Origin of the sequence: Massilia consociata (assembly GCF_042432755.1) — a bacterium.
Taxonomy (GTDB): domain Bacteria; phylum Pseudomonadota; class Gammaproteobacteria; order Burkholderiales; family Burkholderiaceae_D; genus Telluria; species Telluria consociata.
In genome coordinates this window covers 1-14,688 of sequence record NZ_JBHLWP010000018.1, presented here as the reverse complement: position 1 = coordinate 14,688, position 14,688 = coordinate 1, and the positions used below count along the sequence as shown (strand labels likewise).

At 64.8% G+C, this 14,688-nt stretch carries 15 protein-coding genes and 1 tRNA gene; 8 read left to right on the top strand and 8 right to left on the bottom strand.

Annotated elements, in window-relative coordinates; genetic code table 11:
- Window positions 1-23: 23 nt before the first annotated feature.
- From ACFFJK_RS19225 to cysS, 3 genes are all read right to left on the bottom strand, one after another.
- On the bottom strand, window positions 24-1,001 hold the full coding sequence (locus ACFFJK_RS19225) for an acetyl-CoA carboxylase carboxyltransferase subunit alpha (protein ID WP_379681272.1): 978 nt from the start codon (window positions 999-1,001) through the stop codon (window positions 24-26).
- 68 nt (window positions 1,002-1,069) lie between these two features.
- Window positions 1,070-1,750: a DNA-3-methyladenine glycosylase family protein gene (locus tag ACFFJK_RS19220; protein WP_379681271.1), complete on the bottom strand. Its 681-nt coding sequence runs from the start codon at window positions 1,748-1,750 to the stop codon at window positions 1,070-1,072.
- Window positions 1,750-3,141, bottom strand: coding sequence for a cysteine--tRNA ligase (gene cysS, locus ACFFJK_RS19215; RefSeq protein WP_379681270.1), 1,392 nt, complete (start codon window positions 3,139-3,141; stop codon window positions 1,750-1,752). Before cysS ends, ACFFJK_RS19220 begins: the two co-directional genes overlap by 1 nt.
- 238 nt (window positions 3,142-3,379) lie before the next feature.
- Here cysS and ACFFJK_RS19210 point away from each other — a divergent pair, with 238 nt between their 5' ends.
- From ACFFJK_RS19210 to ACFFJK_RS19200, 3 genes are read left to right on the top strand one after another with little or no spacing between them, the layout of a single operon-like run.
- Window positions 3,380-4,036 (top strand): peptidylprolyl isomerase, encoded by a 657-nt coding sequence (locus ACFFJK_RS19210; protein ID WP_379681269.1) that lies wholly within the window; start codon window positions 3,380-3,382, stop codon window positions 4,034-4,036.
- A gap of 60 nt (window positions 4,037-4,096) precedes the next feature.
- Complete coding sequence (locus ACFFJK_RS19205; protein ID WP_379681267.1) at window positions 4,097-4,588, top strand: peptidylprolyl isomerase; 492 nt, start codon at window positions 4,097-4,099, stop codon at window positions 4,586-4,588.
- Window positions 4,589-4,640: 52 nt separating this feature from the next.
- Window positions 4,641-5,399 carry a UDP-2,3-diacylglucosamine diphosphatase gene (locus ACFFJK_RS19200; RefSeq protein WP_379681336.1) on the top strand — a complete coding sequence of 253 codons (759 nt, stop codon included), beginning with the start codon at window positions 4,641-4,643 and terminating at the stop codon, window positions 5,397-5,399.
- A gap of 120 nt (window positions 5,400-5,519) precedes the next feature.
- On the opposite strand, the gene ACFFJK_RS19195 is transcribed toward ACFFJK_RS19200, so the two are convergent.
- Window positions 5,520-5,912 carry a type II TA system antitoxin MqsA family protein gene (locus ACFFJK_RS19195; RefSeq protein WP_379681265.1) on the bottom strand — a complete coding sequence of 131 codons (393 nt, stop codon included), beginning with the start codon at window positions 5,910-5,912 and terminating at the stop codon, window positions 5,520-5,522.
- Between the two features lie 208 nt (window positions 5,913-6,120).
- Here ACFFJK_RS19195 and ACFFJK_RS19190 point away from each other — a divergent pair, with 208 nt between their 5' ends.
- Genes ACFFJK_RS19190 through ACFFJK_RS19175 form a run of 4 tightly spaced genes read left to right on the top strand, consistent with a single transcriptional unit; the run spans window position 6,121 to window position 9,153 of the window.
- Entirely contained in the window at window positions 6,121-6,510 is a 390-nt protein-coding gene (locus ACFFJK_RS19190; RefSeq protein WP_379681263.1) for a GntR family transcriptional regulator, read from the top strand.
- Window positions 6,507-7,379: an ABC transporter ATP-binding protein gene (locus ACFFJK_RS19185; protein WP_379681262.1), complete on the top strand. Its 873-nt coding sequence runs from the start codon at window positions 6,507-6,509 to the stop codon at window positions 7,377-7,379. Before ACFFJK_RS19190 ends, ACFFJK_RS19185 begins: the two co-directional genes overlap by 4 nt.
- Window positions 7,376-8,341 (top strand): hypothetical protein, encoded by a 966-nt coding sequence (locus ACFFJK_RS19180; RefSeq protein ID WP_379681261.1) that lies wholly within the window; start codon window positions 7,376-7,378, stop codon window positions 8,339-8,341. Before ACFFJK_RS19185 ends, ACFFJK_RS19180 begins: the two co-directional genes overlap by 4 nt.
- A gap of 5 nt (window positions 8,342-8,346) precedes the next feature.
- On the top strand, window positions 8,347-9,153 hold the full coding sequence (locus tag ACFFJK_RS19175; protein ID WP_379681260.1) for a hypothetical protein: 807 nt from the start codon (window positions 8,347-8,349) through the stop codon (window positions 9,151-9,153).
- Here the strand turns inward: ACFFJK_RS19175 and ACFFJK_RS19170 are convergent.
- The 4 genes from ACFFJK_RS19170 to rnr all read right to left on the bottom strand — a co-directional run bounded on the left by ACFFJK_RS19170 (window position 9,113) and on the right by rnr (window position 14,158).
- On the bottom strand, window positions 9,113-9,808 hold the full coding sequence (locus ACFFJK_RS19170) for a YceH family protein (protein WP_379681258.1): 696 nt from the start codon (window positions 9,806-9,808) through the stop codon (window positions 9,113-9,115). The two genes, ACFFJK_RS19175 and ACFFJK_RS19170, sit on opposite strands and share 41 nt — an antisense overlap.
- Window positions 9,809-9,816: 8 nt before the next feature.
- Window positions 9,817-10,566 (bottom strand): serine O-acetyltransferase, encoded by a 750-nt coding sequence (cysE, locus tag ACFFJK_RS19165; protein ID WP_379681257.1) that lies wholly within the window; start codon window positions 10,564-10,566, stop codon window positions 9,817-9,819.
- 241 nt (window positions 10,567-10,807) lie between these two features.
- On the bottom strand, window positions 10,808-11,551 hold the full coding sequence (gene rlmB, locus ACFFJK_RS19160) for a 23S rRNA (guanosine(2251)-2'-O)-methyltransferase RlmB (protein WP_379681256.1): 744 nt from the start codon (window positions 11,549-11,551) through the stop codon (window positions 10,808-10,810).
- Between the two features lie 3 nt (window positions 11,552-11,554).
- Window positions 11,555-14,158, bottom strand: a complete 2,604-nt coding sequence (gene rnr, locus ACFFJK_RS19155; protein ID WP_379681254.1) for a ribonuclease R — start codon at window positions 14,156-14,158, stop codon at window positions 11,555-11,557.
- Between the two features lie 368 nt (window positions 14,159-14,526).
- On the opposite strand from rnr, the gene ACFFJK_RS19150 reads away from it, so the two are divergent.
- Window positions 14,527-14,611, top strand: a tRNA-Leu gene (locus tag ACFFJK_RS19150).
- The last annotated feature ends 77 nt before the right edge of the window (window positions 14,612-14,688 follow it).

Sequence of the window (14,688 nt, the reverse complement as noted above, 5' to 3'; positions counted from 1 at the left end):
GATGACGACTCAATCTGGGGGGCTCACTCTTCGCGCGGCAGCGTTTCCTTGAACTTGCCGTAGCTCATCAGCTTCGCGTGACGGGCGTCGAGCAGGTCCTTGGTCTTCATGCCCTGGAACTGGCGCAGGGTGTCGGCCAGCGCGCGCTTGAGCAGCTGCGCCATCTGCTTCGGATCGCGGTGCGCGCCGCCCAGCGGCTCGTTGACGATCTTGTCGATCAGGCCCATCGCCTTCAGGCGGTGTGCGGTCAGGCCCAGTGCGTCGGCGGCGTCGCTCGCCCGCTCCGAGGTCTTCCACAGGATCGAGGCGCAGCCTTCCGGCGAAATGACCGAGTAGGTCGAGTATTGCAGCATCAGCACCGCGTCGCCGACGGCGATCGCCAGCGCGCCGCCCGAGCCGCCTTCGCCGATGATGGTGGCGATCAGGGGTACCTTCAGCTCGGCCATGACGTACAGGTTGTGGCCGATCGCTTCGGACTGGCCGCGCTCTTCCGCGTCGATGCCCGGGAAGGCGCCCGGGGTGTCCACGAAGGTGAAGATCGGCAGGCCGAACTTCTCGGCCAGTTTCATCAGGCGCATGGCCTTGCGGTAGCCTTCCGGACGCGGCATGCCGAAGTTGCGCATCGCGCGCTCCTTGGTGTCGCGGCCCTTCTGGTGGCCGATGACCATGCAGGCCTGGCCGTTGAAACGGGCGAGGCCGCCGATGATCGACTGGTCGTCGGCGAAGCTGCGGTCGCCATGCAGCTCGTGGAAGTCGGTGAAGATCGCGTTCACGTAGTCCATGGTGTAGGGACGTTGCGGGTGGCGGGCGATCTGCGACACCTGCCACGGCGTCAGCTTGGCGTAGATGTCCTTGGTGAGCTGCTGGCTCTTCTTGGCCAGGCGGTCGATCTCTTCGGAGATGTCGACGGCGGAGTCGTCCTGCACGAACCGCAGCTCTTCAATCTTGGAATCGAGCTCGGCGATCGGCTGCTCAAAATTGAGGAAAGTTGTTTTAGTCATTGTACCTCCGGATTATTTCGTCGCCGCAGCGTTTCCGTTCGCGCAGCATGCATTCTTTACGTCGGGCGCTATTCTACCGTACCCGGATTGGGTACCGGATCGAGGCTGCGCCATAAATACCAGGTTGCCACCGTCCGCCAGGGCTCCCAGTTGGCCGCCACTTCGCGCGCATCGCTACGAGAAACAGGTTCGCCGGAAAAATAATTCTGGCTGATTCCCTGGATCAGGCCGGGGTCGTCGAGTGGCAACACGTTTGGACGGAGCAGATTAAATATCAAAAACATCTCCGCTGTCCAGCGGCTGATGCCGCGGATCTGGACCAGTTCGGCGATGACGGCCTCGTCGCCCATCTGCGACCACAGGTCCGCATGGACGCGCCTGGCCTTGAAATGGTCGGCCAGATCCAGGATGTATTCGGTCTTGCGCTTGGACAGGCCGCAGCCGGCCAGCTCGACGGCGCCGGCCTTGATCACCTGGCTGGGGGACAGCCTGGGGCAGATGGCCAGCAGCTTGGCCCAGGCCGCGTCGGCCGCCTTGGGCGTGACCTGCTGGCCCACGATCGAGCGCGCCAGCGTGGTGAACGGGTCCGGGTGGCCGCGCAGGTGCAGGTCGCCGAACTGCGGGATGAGCTTGGCCATGATGCGGTCGCGCTCCATGAGCGCGGCCTTCGCCTCCGCCCAGTAGGCGGGAACGGAAAGCTCATCCGCAGGTTCGGCGCCCGAACCCCGCTTGTCCTTGTTGAGGGCCATTATGCGCGGCGCCAGGTCGTCGTTCCGTCCGGCTTGTCTTCCAGGATGATCCCGGCGGCAGTCAGTTCGGCGCGGATGGCGTCCGCTTCGGCAAAATTGCGGGCCTTCTTGGCCGCGGCGCGGCGCGCGATGGCGTCGTTGATTCCTTCATCGGCCCCGGCTGCGGCGCTGCCACCCTGCAGGAAAGCCTGCGGCGCACGCTCGAGCAGGCCCAGCACGCCGGCCAGCGCTTTCAGCTGGCGCGCAGCGGCGAGCGACTTGCTGCGGTTGACTTCGGTGGCCAGGTCGAACAGCTCGGCCACTGCCAGCGGGGTGTTGAAATCGTCGTCCATCGCCTCGCGGAAGCGCACGGCGTGGGCCTCGTCCCAGTCCACGGCCGGGGTCTCGCCATCGATGTCGACACTCGAGAGCGCGGTGTACAGGCGGCTCAGGGCGCCCTTGGCGTCGTCGATGTGGACGTCCGAATAATTCAGCGGGCTGCGGTAGTGCGCGCGCAGGATGAAGAAGCGGATGACTTCGGCGTCGTACTTCTTGAGCACGTCGCGGATGGTGAAGAAGTTGCCCAGCGACTTGGACATCTTCTCGTTATCCACCCGCACGAAGCCGTTGTGGATCCAGTAGTTAACCATGTTGCCGCCGAACGCGCCTTCGGACTGGGCGATCTCGTTCTCGTGGTGCGGGAACTGCAGGTCGGCGCCGCCGCCGTGGATGTCGAAGTGCTGGCCGAGGGTGGCGCAGGACATGGCCGAGCACTCGATGTGCCAGCCCGGGCGACCCTTGCCCCACTTGGAATCCCACTTGGCCTCGAGCGGCTCGGACTCCTTGGCGGCCTTCCACAGCACGAAGTCGAGCGGATCGCGCTTGCTGCTGCTGACGTCGACGCGCTCGCCGGCGCGCAGGTCGTCGAGCGATTTGCCCGACAGCTTGCCGTAGCCTTCGAAGCCGCGCACGGCATAGTTCACGTCGCCGTCTTCGCTGCGGTAGGCCAGGCCCTTGGCTTCCAGCTGCTCGATGATCGACAGCATCTGCGGCACGTATTCGGTGGCGCGCGGCTCCACGGTCGGCGGCAGTATGTTCAGCGCGGCGATGTCTTCGTCCTGGTACTTCAGGTTGCGCGCCACCAGCTGGCCGATGGTCTCGCCGTTCTCGACCGCCCGCCTGATGATCTTGTCGTCGATGTCGGTGATGTTGCGGACGTACTTGACTTCATAGCCCGAGGCCATGAGCCAGCGGTAGATGACGTCGAAAGCCATCATCATCCGCGCGTGCCCGATGTGGCAGTAGTCGTACACGGTCATGCCGCACACGTACATGCCGACCTTGCCGGCTTCCATCGGGACGAATACCTGCTTGTCACGCGCGAGCGTGTTGTAAATCTTCAGTTGGCTCATGGGTGTGTTCTGGTGAGGGTGAGAATCGGGCAATGCGGCCCCCGCATGGGCGGGCACGGCGGGAATTGCGTCGAGACCGTCTGAACCCTCGGTGTTGTTCTTCTTTGATAGAATGGGACGTTCTGCGCAAAGTATAGCATTGTTAAAATCCCGGCTGGCCGCATATGGTTCAGCTTTATTTTTCGGGAAAAGACTTGACACCGTTTTGCGCGGTGTCCACCAGAGGAGAGCCCAGACAATGACCACTTCGTTCCGCCGCTCGCTGCTCAAGGGCATCGCCCTGGGCGCCGGCGCCCTGCTTCTGTCCGGCGCCGCGCTGGCGCAATCCGACGCGCAAGCCGAGGCATCCCTCGATGCGGCGCCCGCCGCGCCCGCAGTCAAGGGCCCGCAGGTGGCGATCAAGACCTCGATGGGCGACATCGTCGTGCAGCTCGACGAGGAACGGGCGCCGAAGACGGTTGCCAATTTCATGCAATACGTCAAGCAAGGCTTCTACAAGGGCACGATCTTCCACCGCGTGATCGACGGCTTCATGATCCAGGCCGGCGGCATGAACGAGAAGTTCGAGGGGCGCAAGACCAACAAGCCGGTCAAGAACGAATCGAACAACGGCCTGTCGAACCAGCCGTACACGATTTCCATGGCGCGCGAGGACCATCCGGACTCGGCCACGTCGCAGTTCTTCATCAACGTCGCCGACAATTCCGGCATCGACTACCCGCACTACAAGGGATCGGGCTACACCGTCTTCGGCAAGGTCGTGAAGGGCCAGGAAGTGGTGGACAAGATCAAGGGCGTGGTGGTGGATGACGTGCGCGGCATGCAGAACGTGCCGGTGACGCCGATCTTCATTAAATCCGTGACCGTCCTCAAGGGCGACAAGCTTGTAAAATAGCGGATGTGCAATCCCGCGCTTTTATAAATACTTTAACAATACCAACGAAGAGGACAGCAAATGACCAGCGTTCGCATGACCACCAACAAGGGCAACATCACCGTCGAACTGGACGCCGAAAAGGCGCCGAAGACCGTTGCCAACTTCCTCGACTACGTCAACAAGGGTCATTTCACCAACACCATTTTCCACCGTGTGATCAAGGACTTCATGATCCAGGGCGGCGGCTTCGAGCCGGGCATGAAGCAAAAGCCGACCGACGCGACCGTCGAGAACGAAGCCAAGAACGGCCTGAAGAACGACAAGTACACCATCGCCATGGCCCGCACTTCGGCGCCGCACTCGGCATCGGCCCAGTTCTTCATCAACACCAAGGACAACGCCTTCCTGAACTACCCGGGCCAGGATGGCTGGGGCTATGCCGTGTTCGGCAAGGTCACCGAAGGCCAGGACATCGTCGACCAGATCAACACCGTGCAGACCAGCCGCAGCGGCATGCACTCGGACGTGCCGGTCGACCCGGTCATCATCGAGAAGGTCGAAGTCGTCTGATGAAGCTGGCGCAAACTGCGGTGTGCCGGGAGTGGCAGTACCCATCGATCCGATGACGACGCCGGCATCCCTGGCGGCCCCGCGCTTTGCGCTGTTCATCTCCGACCTGCATCTGCAGGCGTCGCATCCGCGTACGGCCGAGGCGTTTTTCCGCTTCCTGGCTGAACGCGCGATGCATGCCGAGCGGCTCTACCTGCTCGGCGACATCTTCGAATACTGGGCCGGCGACGACGATCTCGCCGAGCCCTTCCACCAGCAAATCATTGCAGCGCTGCGCGCGGTCAGCGATGCGGGAACGTCCGTGTACTGGCTGGCCGGCAACCGCGACTTCCTCGTGGCCGACGGCTTCGCCGAAGCGGCGGGCTTGAGCCGGCTGGACGAGCCCCATGTCATCACGGCCGGCGGGAAGCGCATCGCCCTCGTGCATGGCGACGCGCAGTGCACGGCCGACCTCAAGTACATGGCCTTCCGCGCCCAGGTACGCGACCGCGCCTGGCAGCAGCAGTTCCTCGGCATGCCGCTGGCGCAGCGCAAGGCGATCATCGCCGGCCTGCGCGAAGGCAGCCGCGAGGCGCAGGCGGGAAAATCCTGCGAGATCATGGACGTGACGCCTTCCGCCGTCGAGGCGCTGTTCGATGAGGCCGATGCCACGATCATCATTCATGGGCATACGCACCGGCCGGCGGTGCACGATACCAACGGCAGGCTGCGCTACGTGCTGCCCGATTGGGAACTCGATGCCGAGCCGCGGCGCGGCGGATGGATCGAACTTGCCCATGACGGCACGCTGACGCGCCGCGATATTTCGTAGGCGTGATCTTGTCCAGCGAGCCGGATTACCCGTTGCCGGCCGCGAACACAACCGGCCCCTGGACTGCCGCCACATCAGCTCGCCCCGTGGTCCAACGCGCGGACGGCGAAGCCGTCCACCCTACCGCACCTCGTCCAGTAGCTCAGGGTGCCTGCCCAGCAGGCGCAGCAGCTTCACCAGCGCCGCTGGCGCATGCGCCTCGCTCGCTTCGTAGCGGGCGAAGTCCCCTTCCCCATCCCCGAACAGCTGGTCGGCCTTGTGCTGGGTCAGGCCCAGCTGCTTGCGCATCGCGCGGATCGTCTTGCCTTCCTCGGCGTCCACCTGCTTCCTGAAAGCCTGGACCAGCGCGCCGTAATGCTCGTGCTCGCCCTGGGCGAACATCACTTCCTTGCAGCCCGCGCAATGCTCGACCACGACATCGGGGATCGTGGTGGTTCTACCCTTGTAGGTATAGACCAACTCGCGCGTGGCATGGGCCAGCGGCGAGATACCGCAGTTCGGACACGTCAGCATTCGCTTCTCCTTCGTTCCGTCCTCCCATCCTACCAAAGCGCCCCGCTTGCCCGCGTCCGGCACTTTTGTTCGATATGCATGTTTACATTTACAAAACCGCTGTTATACTTCACTACAACACCACATCAACAAAGCACCATGTCACATAACGCACACGACGCGGAGGCAGGAATGATCCACAGCGCAGTATCACCAAGGAGGGCTGGACATGACAGTCGGCTGGAATGACAACACCCCGATCTACCGCCAGCTCAAGGAGCGGGTGGTCGGCATGATGCTCGACGGCGTCCTCAAGGCCGGCGACGCCCTGCCCTCGGTACGCCAGGTCGCGGCCGAATACCAACTCAATCCGATCACCGTATCGAAGGCTTACCAGGAACTGGTCGACGAGAACTTAGTGGAAAAGCGAAGGGGAATTGGCATGTATGTCACCGAAGGAGCAAGCGAGAAACTGTTGGCCACCGAGCGCGAGCGCTTCATCCGCGAGGAATGGCCCGCCATGGTCGAGCGCATCCGCCGCCTCGGGCTGAACCTGGAACAGCTGCTGCAGGCGTCCGCCGCGAATGGCGCTGGCCTGGCTCCGGGAGGCGCAGCATGAACGCCGTGCTCTCCGCACGCGGCCTGACCAAGCGTTACGGCAAGCGTACCGCCGTCGACGGCATCGATTTCGACATCCCCGCCGGCCGCATCGTCGGCCTGATCGGCCCCAACGGATCGGGCAAGACCACCACGCTGAAGGCGGCCCTGGGCCTGATTCCCTTCGAGGGCCAGTTGTCCGTGCTCGGCTTCGACCCGCGCACCCAGCGCGACGACCTGATGAAGGAGGTCTGCTTCATCGCCGACGTCGCGATCCTGCCGCGCTGGCTGCGCGTGAAGGACGCGGTCGACTTCGTGGAAGGCGTCCACCCGCGCTTCAACCGGGCCAAGGCCGAGCGCTACATCGCCAACACCAAGCTCAAGCCGGGCATGAAGGTCAAGGAAATGTCGAAAGGCATGATCGTCCAGCTGCACCTGGCGCTGGTGATGGCCATCGACGCCAAGCTGCTCGTGCTCGACGAGCCCACGCTGGGCCTGGATATCATGTATCGCAAGCAGTTCTACCAGAACCTGCTGGAAGACTATTTCGACGAGCAGAAGACCATCGTCATCACGACCCACCAGGTCGAGGAGGTGGAGCACATCCTCACCGACCTGATGTTCATCCGCGACGGCAAGATCGTGCTGGCCGCCTCGATGGAGGAAATCGGCGAGCGCTATATCGAAGTCATGGTCCCGGCCGACAAGGTCCATGCCGCCAGCGCGCTGGCGCCGATCGACCAGCGCACCGTGTTCGGCAAGTCGGTGATGCTGTTCGACGCGGCCGGACCGGGCGGCGTGTGCCGCAAGCAGCTCGCGCAGCTGGGCGAGACCCGCAACCCCAGCGTTGCCGACCTGTTCGTCGCAACCATGAAAGGAACCTACGCATGAAAACGATGAAATGGCTGCTCCGGCGCGAGTTCTGGGAGCACAAGGGCGCCTTCTTCTGGGCGCCGGTCGCGATCGCGGCAGCGATGGTCCTGTTCATCGGCGGCGGCTTCATGTACACCATGGCCTTCGGCGGGCACGGAACCGTCCAGTTCAACGGCCACAATGTCGTCGACATCCAGGGCTTCCCGCCCGCGCTGCGCTACAAGGTCGCCCACATCGTGGCTTCGGGCTACCTGGGCATCGCCGCGCCGCTGTTCCTGGTGATGGCGGTGGTCGTGTTCTTCTACTGCCTGTCGGCGCTGCATGACGACCGCCGCGACCGCAGCATCCTGTTCTGGAAGTCGCTGCCGCTGTCGGACCGCGACACCGTGCTGTCCAAAGCCGTCACCGCCCTGGGCGTGGTGCCCCTGCTCTTCATCGCCATCGCCGTGGTCACCGGGCTGGTGCTGCTGTTGCTGGGCATGATCAGCGCTGCCGGCAAGGGCCTGAACCTGTTCGCCCCGGTACTGACCGAGCCGAACCTGTACCTGGGACCGCTGTACCTGCTGGCCTTCCTGCCGCTGTACATGGTGTGGGCGCTGCCGACCGTGGGCTGGCTCCTGATGGTATCGAGCTGGGCCCGTTCGAAGGTGTTCCTGTGGGCGGTGGGCATCCCGCTGGTGTCGGTCGTGCTGCTCAAATGGTTCAACTTCCTGGTGGGCCAGGTGTCGAATTCGGTCATCAATGTCGACTGGTTCGTCGACCAGGTCGTGATGCGCGGGCTGCTGGGCCTGGTGCCGGGCATCTGGATGTCCGAGGCCAGCATCAATGCCCTCAACGAGCGCCAGGGCCTGGACCCGGCCATGCTGCTCGGCCTCTCCTACGGCACGCTGGCCAGCCCGGGCGTCTGGATTGCCGCGGCGGTCGGCGCGGGCATGATCTACGCCGCGATGCGCCTGCGCCGCTGGCGCGACGAGGGCTGAGCGGGATGCCCGCCTTCTTCGCCGGTTTCGCCTGCCTCCTCGGGAGCCTCCTGCTCTGCGCCGCCGCCGGCGCTGCGCAAGCAGCCGGGGCTGCCACAGAACTGCCCGCGGTCCGCGAGCTCGACCCGGTCCACGTCAATGCGATGCGCAACCCCGAAGTGCGCAGGTACAAGGCGATCCTGGCCGGACTCGACAGCTTCGACGAGCACCGCAAGATGGCGCCGGCGGTGGACAGGCTCTACTTCCGCCTCGAGCCCCGCCGCAAGGACGAGCTGCCGGGGCCGCCGGCGGCACGCCTGGTCGGCGACGGCGGCTTCACGCTGCCGCTGCCGCTCGATGCCGCCGGCCGGTTTGCCGTCCCGCGCAGCGAAGCGGCCAGGGATGCGAACAGCGAACTGGAGCTGAACAAGAAGCGCCGTGTCTACCGCATCATGCCCGACATTCGGACGCCGGGCCTGGGCCCCAACCAGCGCCGGCTCGGCGACCTGCGGCTCGAATGCAAGGTGATGGTGGCGATCGCAAAGGAGGAGGCGCCCTGGTATATCTTGGTGGCGGCCAACGGCGTGCTGCGCACGAGCGACTGGTGCGGCATCTTCACGGCCGACAAGGCGGAATGGGCCGCGCACGTCGGGCAGCCGCTACGCGAAGCGGTCCTGCGCGAAGGCGATCGCTCGGCCGCGCTGAAGGTCAAGGGCGACGCGTTCGAAGTCGCACTCGCCGAACCAGGATGGAGCGACGAGGCGGTGATCGAGCTGAGCTTCGCCGAGCCGCTTACTGGAACTGCTGGCGAAACGCCTCGAACTGCGCCTTGAGTTCGTCCAGCTCGCTGCGCAACGCGGCGACTTCCTGTTCCAGTTGGCCAACCCGGCTGGCGCCGCCTCCACCGAGGCCGGCGCCGGCAGCGGGCGGCTCGTACGCCGCCAGCTCGCCGCCCAGCAGGTGACCGTAGCGCGCTTCCTTGGTGCCCGGCGCGCGGTCCAGCCTGGCCACCAGCGGGGGGTATTTGTCGATCAGGAACTGCAGCACGGTCTCGACCTCCGGCACGCTCCGGAATTCGTGCAGGCGGCCGGTGCGGGTGCGGATTTCGCCCGCGGTCTGCAGGCCGCGCAACATCAGCACGGCCAGCACGGCCACCTTGTCCTGCTCCAGCGTCCACTTGATGCGCATGCGGTGCTCGTACTTCACCACCCGGGCCCCGGCCTGCGAGATGGCGCTGGCCAGCTTTTTCTCGATCAGGCGCTGCAGGGTATCCTGGACCACCTCGTCGGTCAGCTGCATGATCGGGTCGCGGCTCGACAGCTGGTTGCAGCCGTTGACGATCGCGTTCAGCGACATCGGGTAGTTATCGGGCGTCAGCGCCTCCTTCTCGGCCAGCACCGCGAGCACGCGGATTTCCTGCGAGTCCAGCATGGCGGCGCCTGCGCTTTTTTCAGCACCCTCAGGCGCGCCCGTCACTTCATTCGTCATGCAATTCCTCAATCAACCAGTCGGTTCAGTTGTTCCGAATCGAGTTTATCACCCTCCGCCACCTTCGGACAGCACAGGCCGGCCTCGCGCATGGTGTTGGTGAGGCGCTCGATCTGCTCGTCCTGGCGCGCGACGTGGTCGACCAAAGCGCGCAGGGCTTTCGAGAGCGGATCGTCGCCGTTGGGCGTGACGCCATAGGCGGCGAACAACTGGGCGCTGCGCGACTGCTCTTCCTTGCGGATGATGTGGGCGGGGTTGCCGACGGCGGTGGCGCCGCTCGGCACCGGCTTGATGACCACGGCATTGGAGCCGACCTTGGCGTATTCGCCGACCGTGAAGGCGCCCAGCACCTGGGCCCCGGCGCCGACGATCACGCCGCGTTCGAGCGTCGGGTGGCGCTTGGTGCCGGCCACCAGGGTGGTGCCGCCGAGCGTGACGCCCTGGTAGATGGTGCAGTCGTCGCCGACCACGGCGGTTTCACCGATCACCACGCCGAAGCCGTGGTCGATGAAGACCCGGCGGCCGATGGTCGCGCCCGGGTGGATCTCGATGCCGGTGATGATGCGGGCGACGTAGGAGATGAAGCGGCCGACCCACTTCAGGTTGAGCTTCCAGCAGGCGTGGGCCCAACGGTGCAGGATGACGGCATGCAGGCCGGGGTAGCACGTCAGGACCTCCCAGCCGTTGCGGGCGGCGGGGTCGCGCTGGATGATGCTCTGGATATCGCCACGCAGATTGGCAAATAAGTTCGAAAACATGATAAGGATGATCGCAGACCAACGATGATGGTAGCGTATGTTGCGGGGGTTTGCTTGTGGTGATGCAGGGAAAGGATGCGCTGTTGGCCGCACAACGGAATTGGGTTCCCGCCTGCGCGGGAACGACGGTCTTCAGGCAAACAGTGGTTTCGAGGCAAGTAGTTCGTTCAAGCCCGAAAACACACGCACCGTCTGTACGCCGTTCCCGCGCAGGCGGGAACCCAATCTTGATTTCGCTGAGTTAGCCTTCGCGCGCGATGCGCTGGCGGCGCGCCTCGTACAGGCACACGCCCGAGGCCACCGACACGTTCAGGCTCTCGACCGAGCCGAACATCGGGATGCTGACCAGGAGATCGCAGGTCTCGCGCGTCAGGCGGCGCATGCCCTCGCCTTCCGAGCCCATCACCAGTGCGGCGGGGCCGCTGAAGTCGGCTTCGTACAGGCCCTTGTCGGCGTCGTCCGAAGTGCCGATCAGCCAGATGCCGCGGTCCTTCAGGTCGCGCATGGTGCGCGCGAGGTTGGTGACGGTGATGTAGGGGACGCTTTCGGCAGCGCCGCTCGCGACCTTGGCCGCGGTGGCGTTCAGGCCCACCGCACGGTCTTTCGGGACGATCACGGCATGTGCGCCGGCGCCGTCGGCCACGCGCAGGCAGGCGCCCAGGTTGTGCGGGTCGGTGATGCCGTCGAGGATGAGCAGCAGCGGCGGCCCCTCGACCGCGTCGAGCAGCTCGTCCAGGTTGCGCGCCAGCGCCAGCTGGCTGGCAAAGGCGATCACACCCTGGTGGCGGCGGGTGCCGGTGATCTTGTCGAGGCGCGCCGCATCGACCGGCATCACGCGCACCCCTAGCGCCTTGGCATTGGCGACCAGGTCCTGCATGCGGCGGTCCTGGCGCGCCGCGTCGACGAAGATCTCTTCCACCGATTGGGCCTCGTGGCGCAGCCGCGAGGTCACCGCATGGAACCCGAATAGCATTTTATTTTTCATGTATTACTGTTTCTTCCTGCTGGTTTTGGACGCGGGGGTCTTGGCCGCCGCTTTGGTTGTCGGTGCGCTCGTGGTCGCACGCTTGGTAGTTGTCTTGCCCGCGGTCTTGGCGGCGCTCTGGGTAGCCGACTTGGCAGCAGCCTTGGCAGCAGTCTTGGCGGCGGACTTGCGGGCGCTGCGCGGTACGCGCGGCGGCGGCACGAAGACGACGTCCTCGTCTGCGCCTTCCTCGCCTGTTTCGCCTTCATCCCCGGTGCTCGTGTAGCGCGACGGCTCCAGCGGCGCGGGCTCGCCCTTGGCCTTGCGCTTCTTCGGGGCCTTCGGTTCCAGCGCCTCGATGGCGGCCTGGCGGGCACGCTCGAGCGGCGCCGGGATGCTTTCTTGCGCCTCGGCCAGCACCAGGTCGATCTTGCGCGACTCGAGGTCCACGCGCGCGACCTTCACGCTCACCTTGTCGGTCAGCTTGTACGCCTGGCCGCTGCGCTCGCCGCGCAGTTCGTGGCGCGCTTCGTCGTACTGGAAGTAGTCGGTGCCCAGGCCGCTGATGTGCACCAGGCCTTCGACGTAGAGCTGGTCGAGCGTGACGAAGATGCCGAACGGGGTCACGCCGGACACGGTGCCGGTAAAGTCCTCGCCGAGCTTGTCCTGCATGAAGTAGCACTTCAGCCAGTTCTCGACGTCACGCGAGGCTTCGTCGGCACGGCGCTCGTTGGCCGAGCAGTGCACGCCCAGCGCGTCCCAGATCGTCAGGTCCTTTTCGTTCTTCTGCTTGCCCTCAGCCTTGTCCTTGGCGGCTTGCTTCCTCGCCGAATTCGACAGCGTGGTGTTCAGCTTGCCCAGTTCGATGCCCTTCGGCTCGTACTTCCTGCCTTGCAGGATGGCCTTGATGGCGCGGTGCGTCAACAGGTCCGGGTAGCGGCGGATCGGGCTGGTGAAGTGGGCGTAGGCCTCGTAGGCCAGGCCGAAGTGGCCGACGTTGTCCGGGCTGTAGACGGCCTGCTGCATCGAGCGCAGCAGCATGGTCTGCAGCAGGGCCGCGTCCGGGCGCTCCTTGATCCTCTGCATCACCTCCGCATAGTCGCGCGCCGTCGGCTTGCTGCCGCCGCCCAGGTTCAGGCCGACGAGTTTCAGGAAGGTACGCAGCTGGTTCAGCTTTTCCTCGGTGGGCACCGCGTGGATGCGGAAGGTGCCCGGGTGCTTGTGGCGGATCAGGAGGTCGGCCGCGCACACGTTGGCGGCCAGCATGCACTCTTCGATCAGGCGGTGCGCATCGTTACGGGTGCGCGGGATGATCTTCTCGATCTTGCCCACGGCGTTGCAGACGATGTAGGTCTCGGTCGTTTCGAAGTCGATCGCGCCGCGCTCCTGGCGCGCCTTGAGCAGCGCGCGGAACACCTCGTTGAGGTTCAGCAGGTGCGGCACGATGCCCGGGCGGCGCTGCGCTTCCGGACCGTTGGTGTTGCCAAGGATTTCGGCCACTTCGTCATAGGTCAGGCGCGCGGCCGAGTGCATCACGGCCGGGTAGAACTGGTAGGCCTTGACCTCCCCGTCCTGGCTCACGACCATGTCGCAGACCAGGGTGCAGCGGTCCACCGCCGGGTTCAGCGAGCACAGGCCGTTGGACAGCTTTTCGGGCAACATCGGAATCACGCGGCGCGGGAAGTACACCGAGGTGCTGCGCTCGATCGCGTCGGTATCGAGCGCGTCGTTCGGCTTGACGTAGTGGCTGACGTCGGCGATGGCCACCAGCAGGCGATAACCCTTGCTGCGCCCGATCTTGACCGGCTCGCAGTAGACGGCGTCGTCGAAGTCGCGCGCGTCGGCGCCGTCGATGGTCACCAGCGGCACATCGCGCAGGTCGACGCGGTCCGCCAGGTCGGCCTCGACCACTTCGTTCGGCAGGCGGTTGGCCTGTTTCAGCGCGGCGGGCGAGAACACGTGCGGCACGCCGAACTTGCGCACGGCGATTTCGATTTCCATGCCCGGGTCGTCCAGTTCGCCGAGCACCTCGGCGATGCGGCCGGTGGGCTGCTGGAAACGCGACGGCTGTTCGATCAGCTCGACGCTGACGACCTGGCCGGCCTTGGCCTTGCCCGGCCCGCCCGCGACCAGCACGTCCTGGTTGATGCGGTTGTCTTCCGGCGAGACGATCCAGACCCCGCCCTCGTTCATCAGGCGCCCGATGATGTGGGTGTTGGCGCGTTCGACCACTTCGACGATCGTGCCTTCCTGGCGGCCGCGGCGATCAAGGCCGGTGACGCGCGCCATGACGCGGTCGCCGTTGAGCACCTTGTTCATTTCCTTGTCGTTCAGGAAGAGATCGTCGCCGCCCTCGTCCGGAATGACGAAACCGTAGCCGTCGCGGTGCGCGCTGACGCGGCCGGCGACAAAGCCGGACTGGTCCGCCAGCACATAGGTGCCGGTACGATCGGCGCGGATCTGGCCGTCGCGCTCCATCGCGTTCAGGCGGCGGCCGAGCACTTCTTGCGCAGCAGGCTTGACCTTCAGGACGCGCGCCAGTTCTGCCGCATCGAGCGGACCGCGGGCGTCGCGGAAGACGGCGAGGATTTCCTCGCGGCTAGGAATGGTATGAGTAGGTTGCTTCAAATCGTTTTCTTATTTCTCTTAATGATGATGGAGGCCGCCAATATGGCACCAGCCTCGGCGGCAGCCGATTGATTAACACCTTGACAGGCGTAGTGTAAGGGATTGCCAAAGGATTCGCCTAACACATGAGACGAAGCGTGCGGCGCAGCGTCTTCGGGGACGTCGGCGGGCCAATCGTGCAATGCGCTCGATGCGAGGGTCTTTGACTTATGAAATCCTTCCGCTATAATCTCGGTCTCTTCAGCACGCAGCAAGCTGCAGCAGGAGAGAATGCAGTAGCAGGAAGAGCGTTTCCGCAGCGATCGATGAAAAGTTGATCTAGCGAAAAATGACAAAGCCTGCTATTGTAGCAGAGTTAGCAGTTCAGTGCCCACGTGGCGGAATTGGTAGACGCGCATGGTTCAGGTCCATGTGCCGCGAGGTGTGGGGGTTCGAGTCCCTCCGTGGGCACCACTCTACCGGAGCAGTTTTCCGCAAGCAGTTCGTTGTACCGTAGCAAAGAAGTTAGCAGTGCCAGTGCCCACGTGGCG

Bases quoted from the DNA above. Each gene is read 5' to 3' on its own strand.
- ACFFJK_RS19225 (WP_379681272.1), bottom strand. From the start codon at position 1,001: ATGACTAAAACAACTTTCCTCAATTTTGAGCAGCCGATCGCCGAGCTC.
- ACFFJK_RS19220 (WP_379681271.1), bottom strand. From the start codon at position 1,750: ATGGCCCTCAACAAGGACAAGCGGGGTTCGGGCGCCGAACCTGCGGAT.
- cysS (WP_379681270.1), bottom strand. From the start codon at position 3,141: ATGAGCCAACTGAAGATTTACAACACGCTCGCGCGTGACAAGCAGGTA.
- ACFFJK_RS19210 (WP_379681269.1), top strand. From the start codon at position 3,380: ATGACCACTTCGTTCCGCCGCTCGCTGCTCAAGGGCATCGCCCTGGGC.
- ACFFJK_RS19205 (WP_379681267.1), top strand. From the start codon at position 4,097: ATGACCAGCGTTCGCATGACCACCAACAAGGGCAACATCACCGTCGAA.
- ACFFJK_RS19200 (WP_379681336.1), top strand. From the start codon at position 4,641: ATGACGACGCCGGCATCCCTGGCGGCCCCGCGCTTTGCGCTGTTCATC.
- ACFFJK_RS19195 (WP_379681265.1), bottom strand. From the start codon at position 5,912: ATGCTGACGTGTCCGAACTGCGGTATCTCGCCGCTGGCCCATGCCACG.
- ACFFJK_RS19190 (WP_379681263.1), top strand. From the start codon at position 6,121: ATGACAGTCGGCTGGAATGACAACACCCCGATCTACCGCCAGCTCAAG.
- ACFFJK_RS19185 (WP_379681262.1), top strand. From the start codon at position 6,507: ATGAACGCCGTGCTCTCCGCACGCGGCCTGACCAAGCGTTACGGCAAG.
- ACFFJK_RS19180 (WP_379681261.1), top strand. From the start codon at position 7,376: ATGAAAACGATGAAATGGCTGCTCCGGCGCGAGTTCTGGGAGCACAAG.
- ACFFJK_RS19175 (WP_379681260.1), top strand. From the start codon at position 8,347: ATGCCCGCCTTCTTCGCCGGTTTCGCCTGCCTCCTCGGGAGCCTCCTG.
- ACFFJK_RS19170 (WP_379681258.1), bottom strand. From the start codon at position 9,808: ATGACGAATGAAGTGACGGGCGCGCCTGAGGGTGCTGAAAAAAGCGCA.
- cysE (WP_379681257.1), bottom strand. From the start codon at position 10,566: ATGTTTTCGAACTTATTTGCCAATCTGCGTGGCGATATCCAGAGCATC.
- rlmB (WP_379681256.1), bottom strand. From the start codon at position 11,551: ATGAAAAATAAAATGCTATTCGGGTTCCATGCGGTGACCTCGCGGCTG.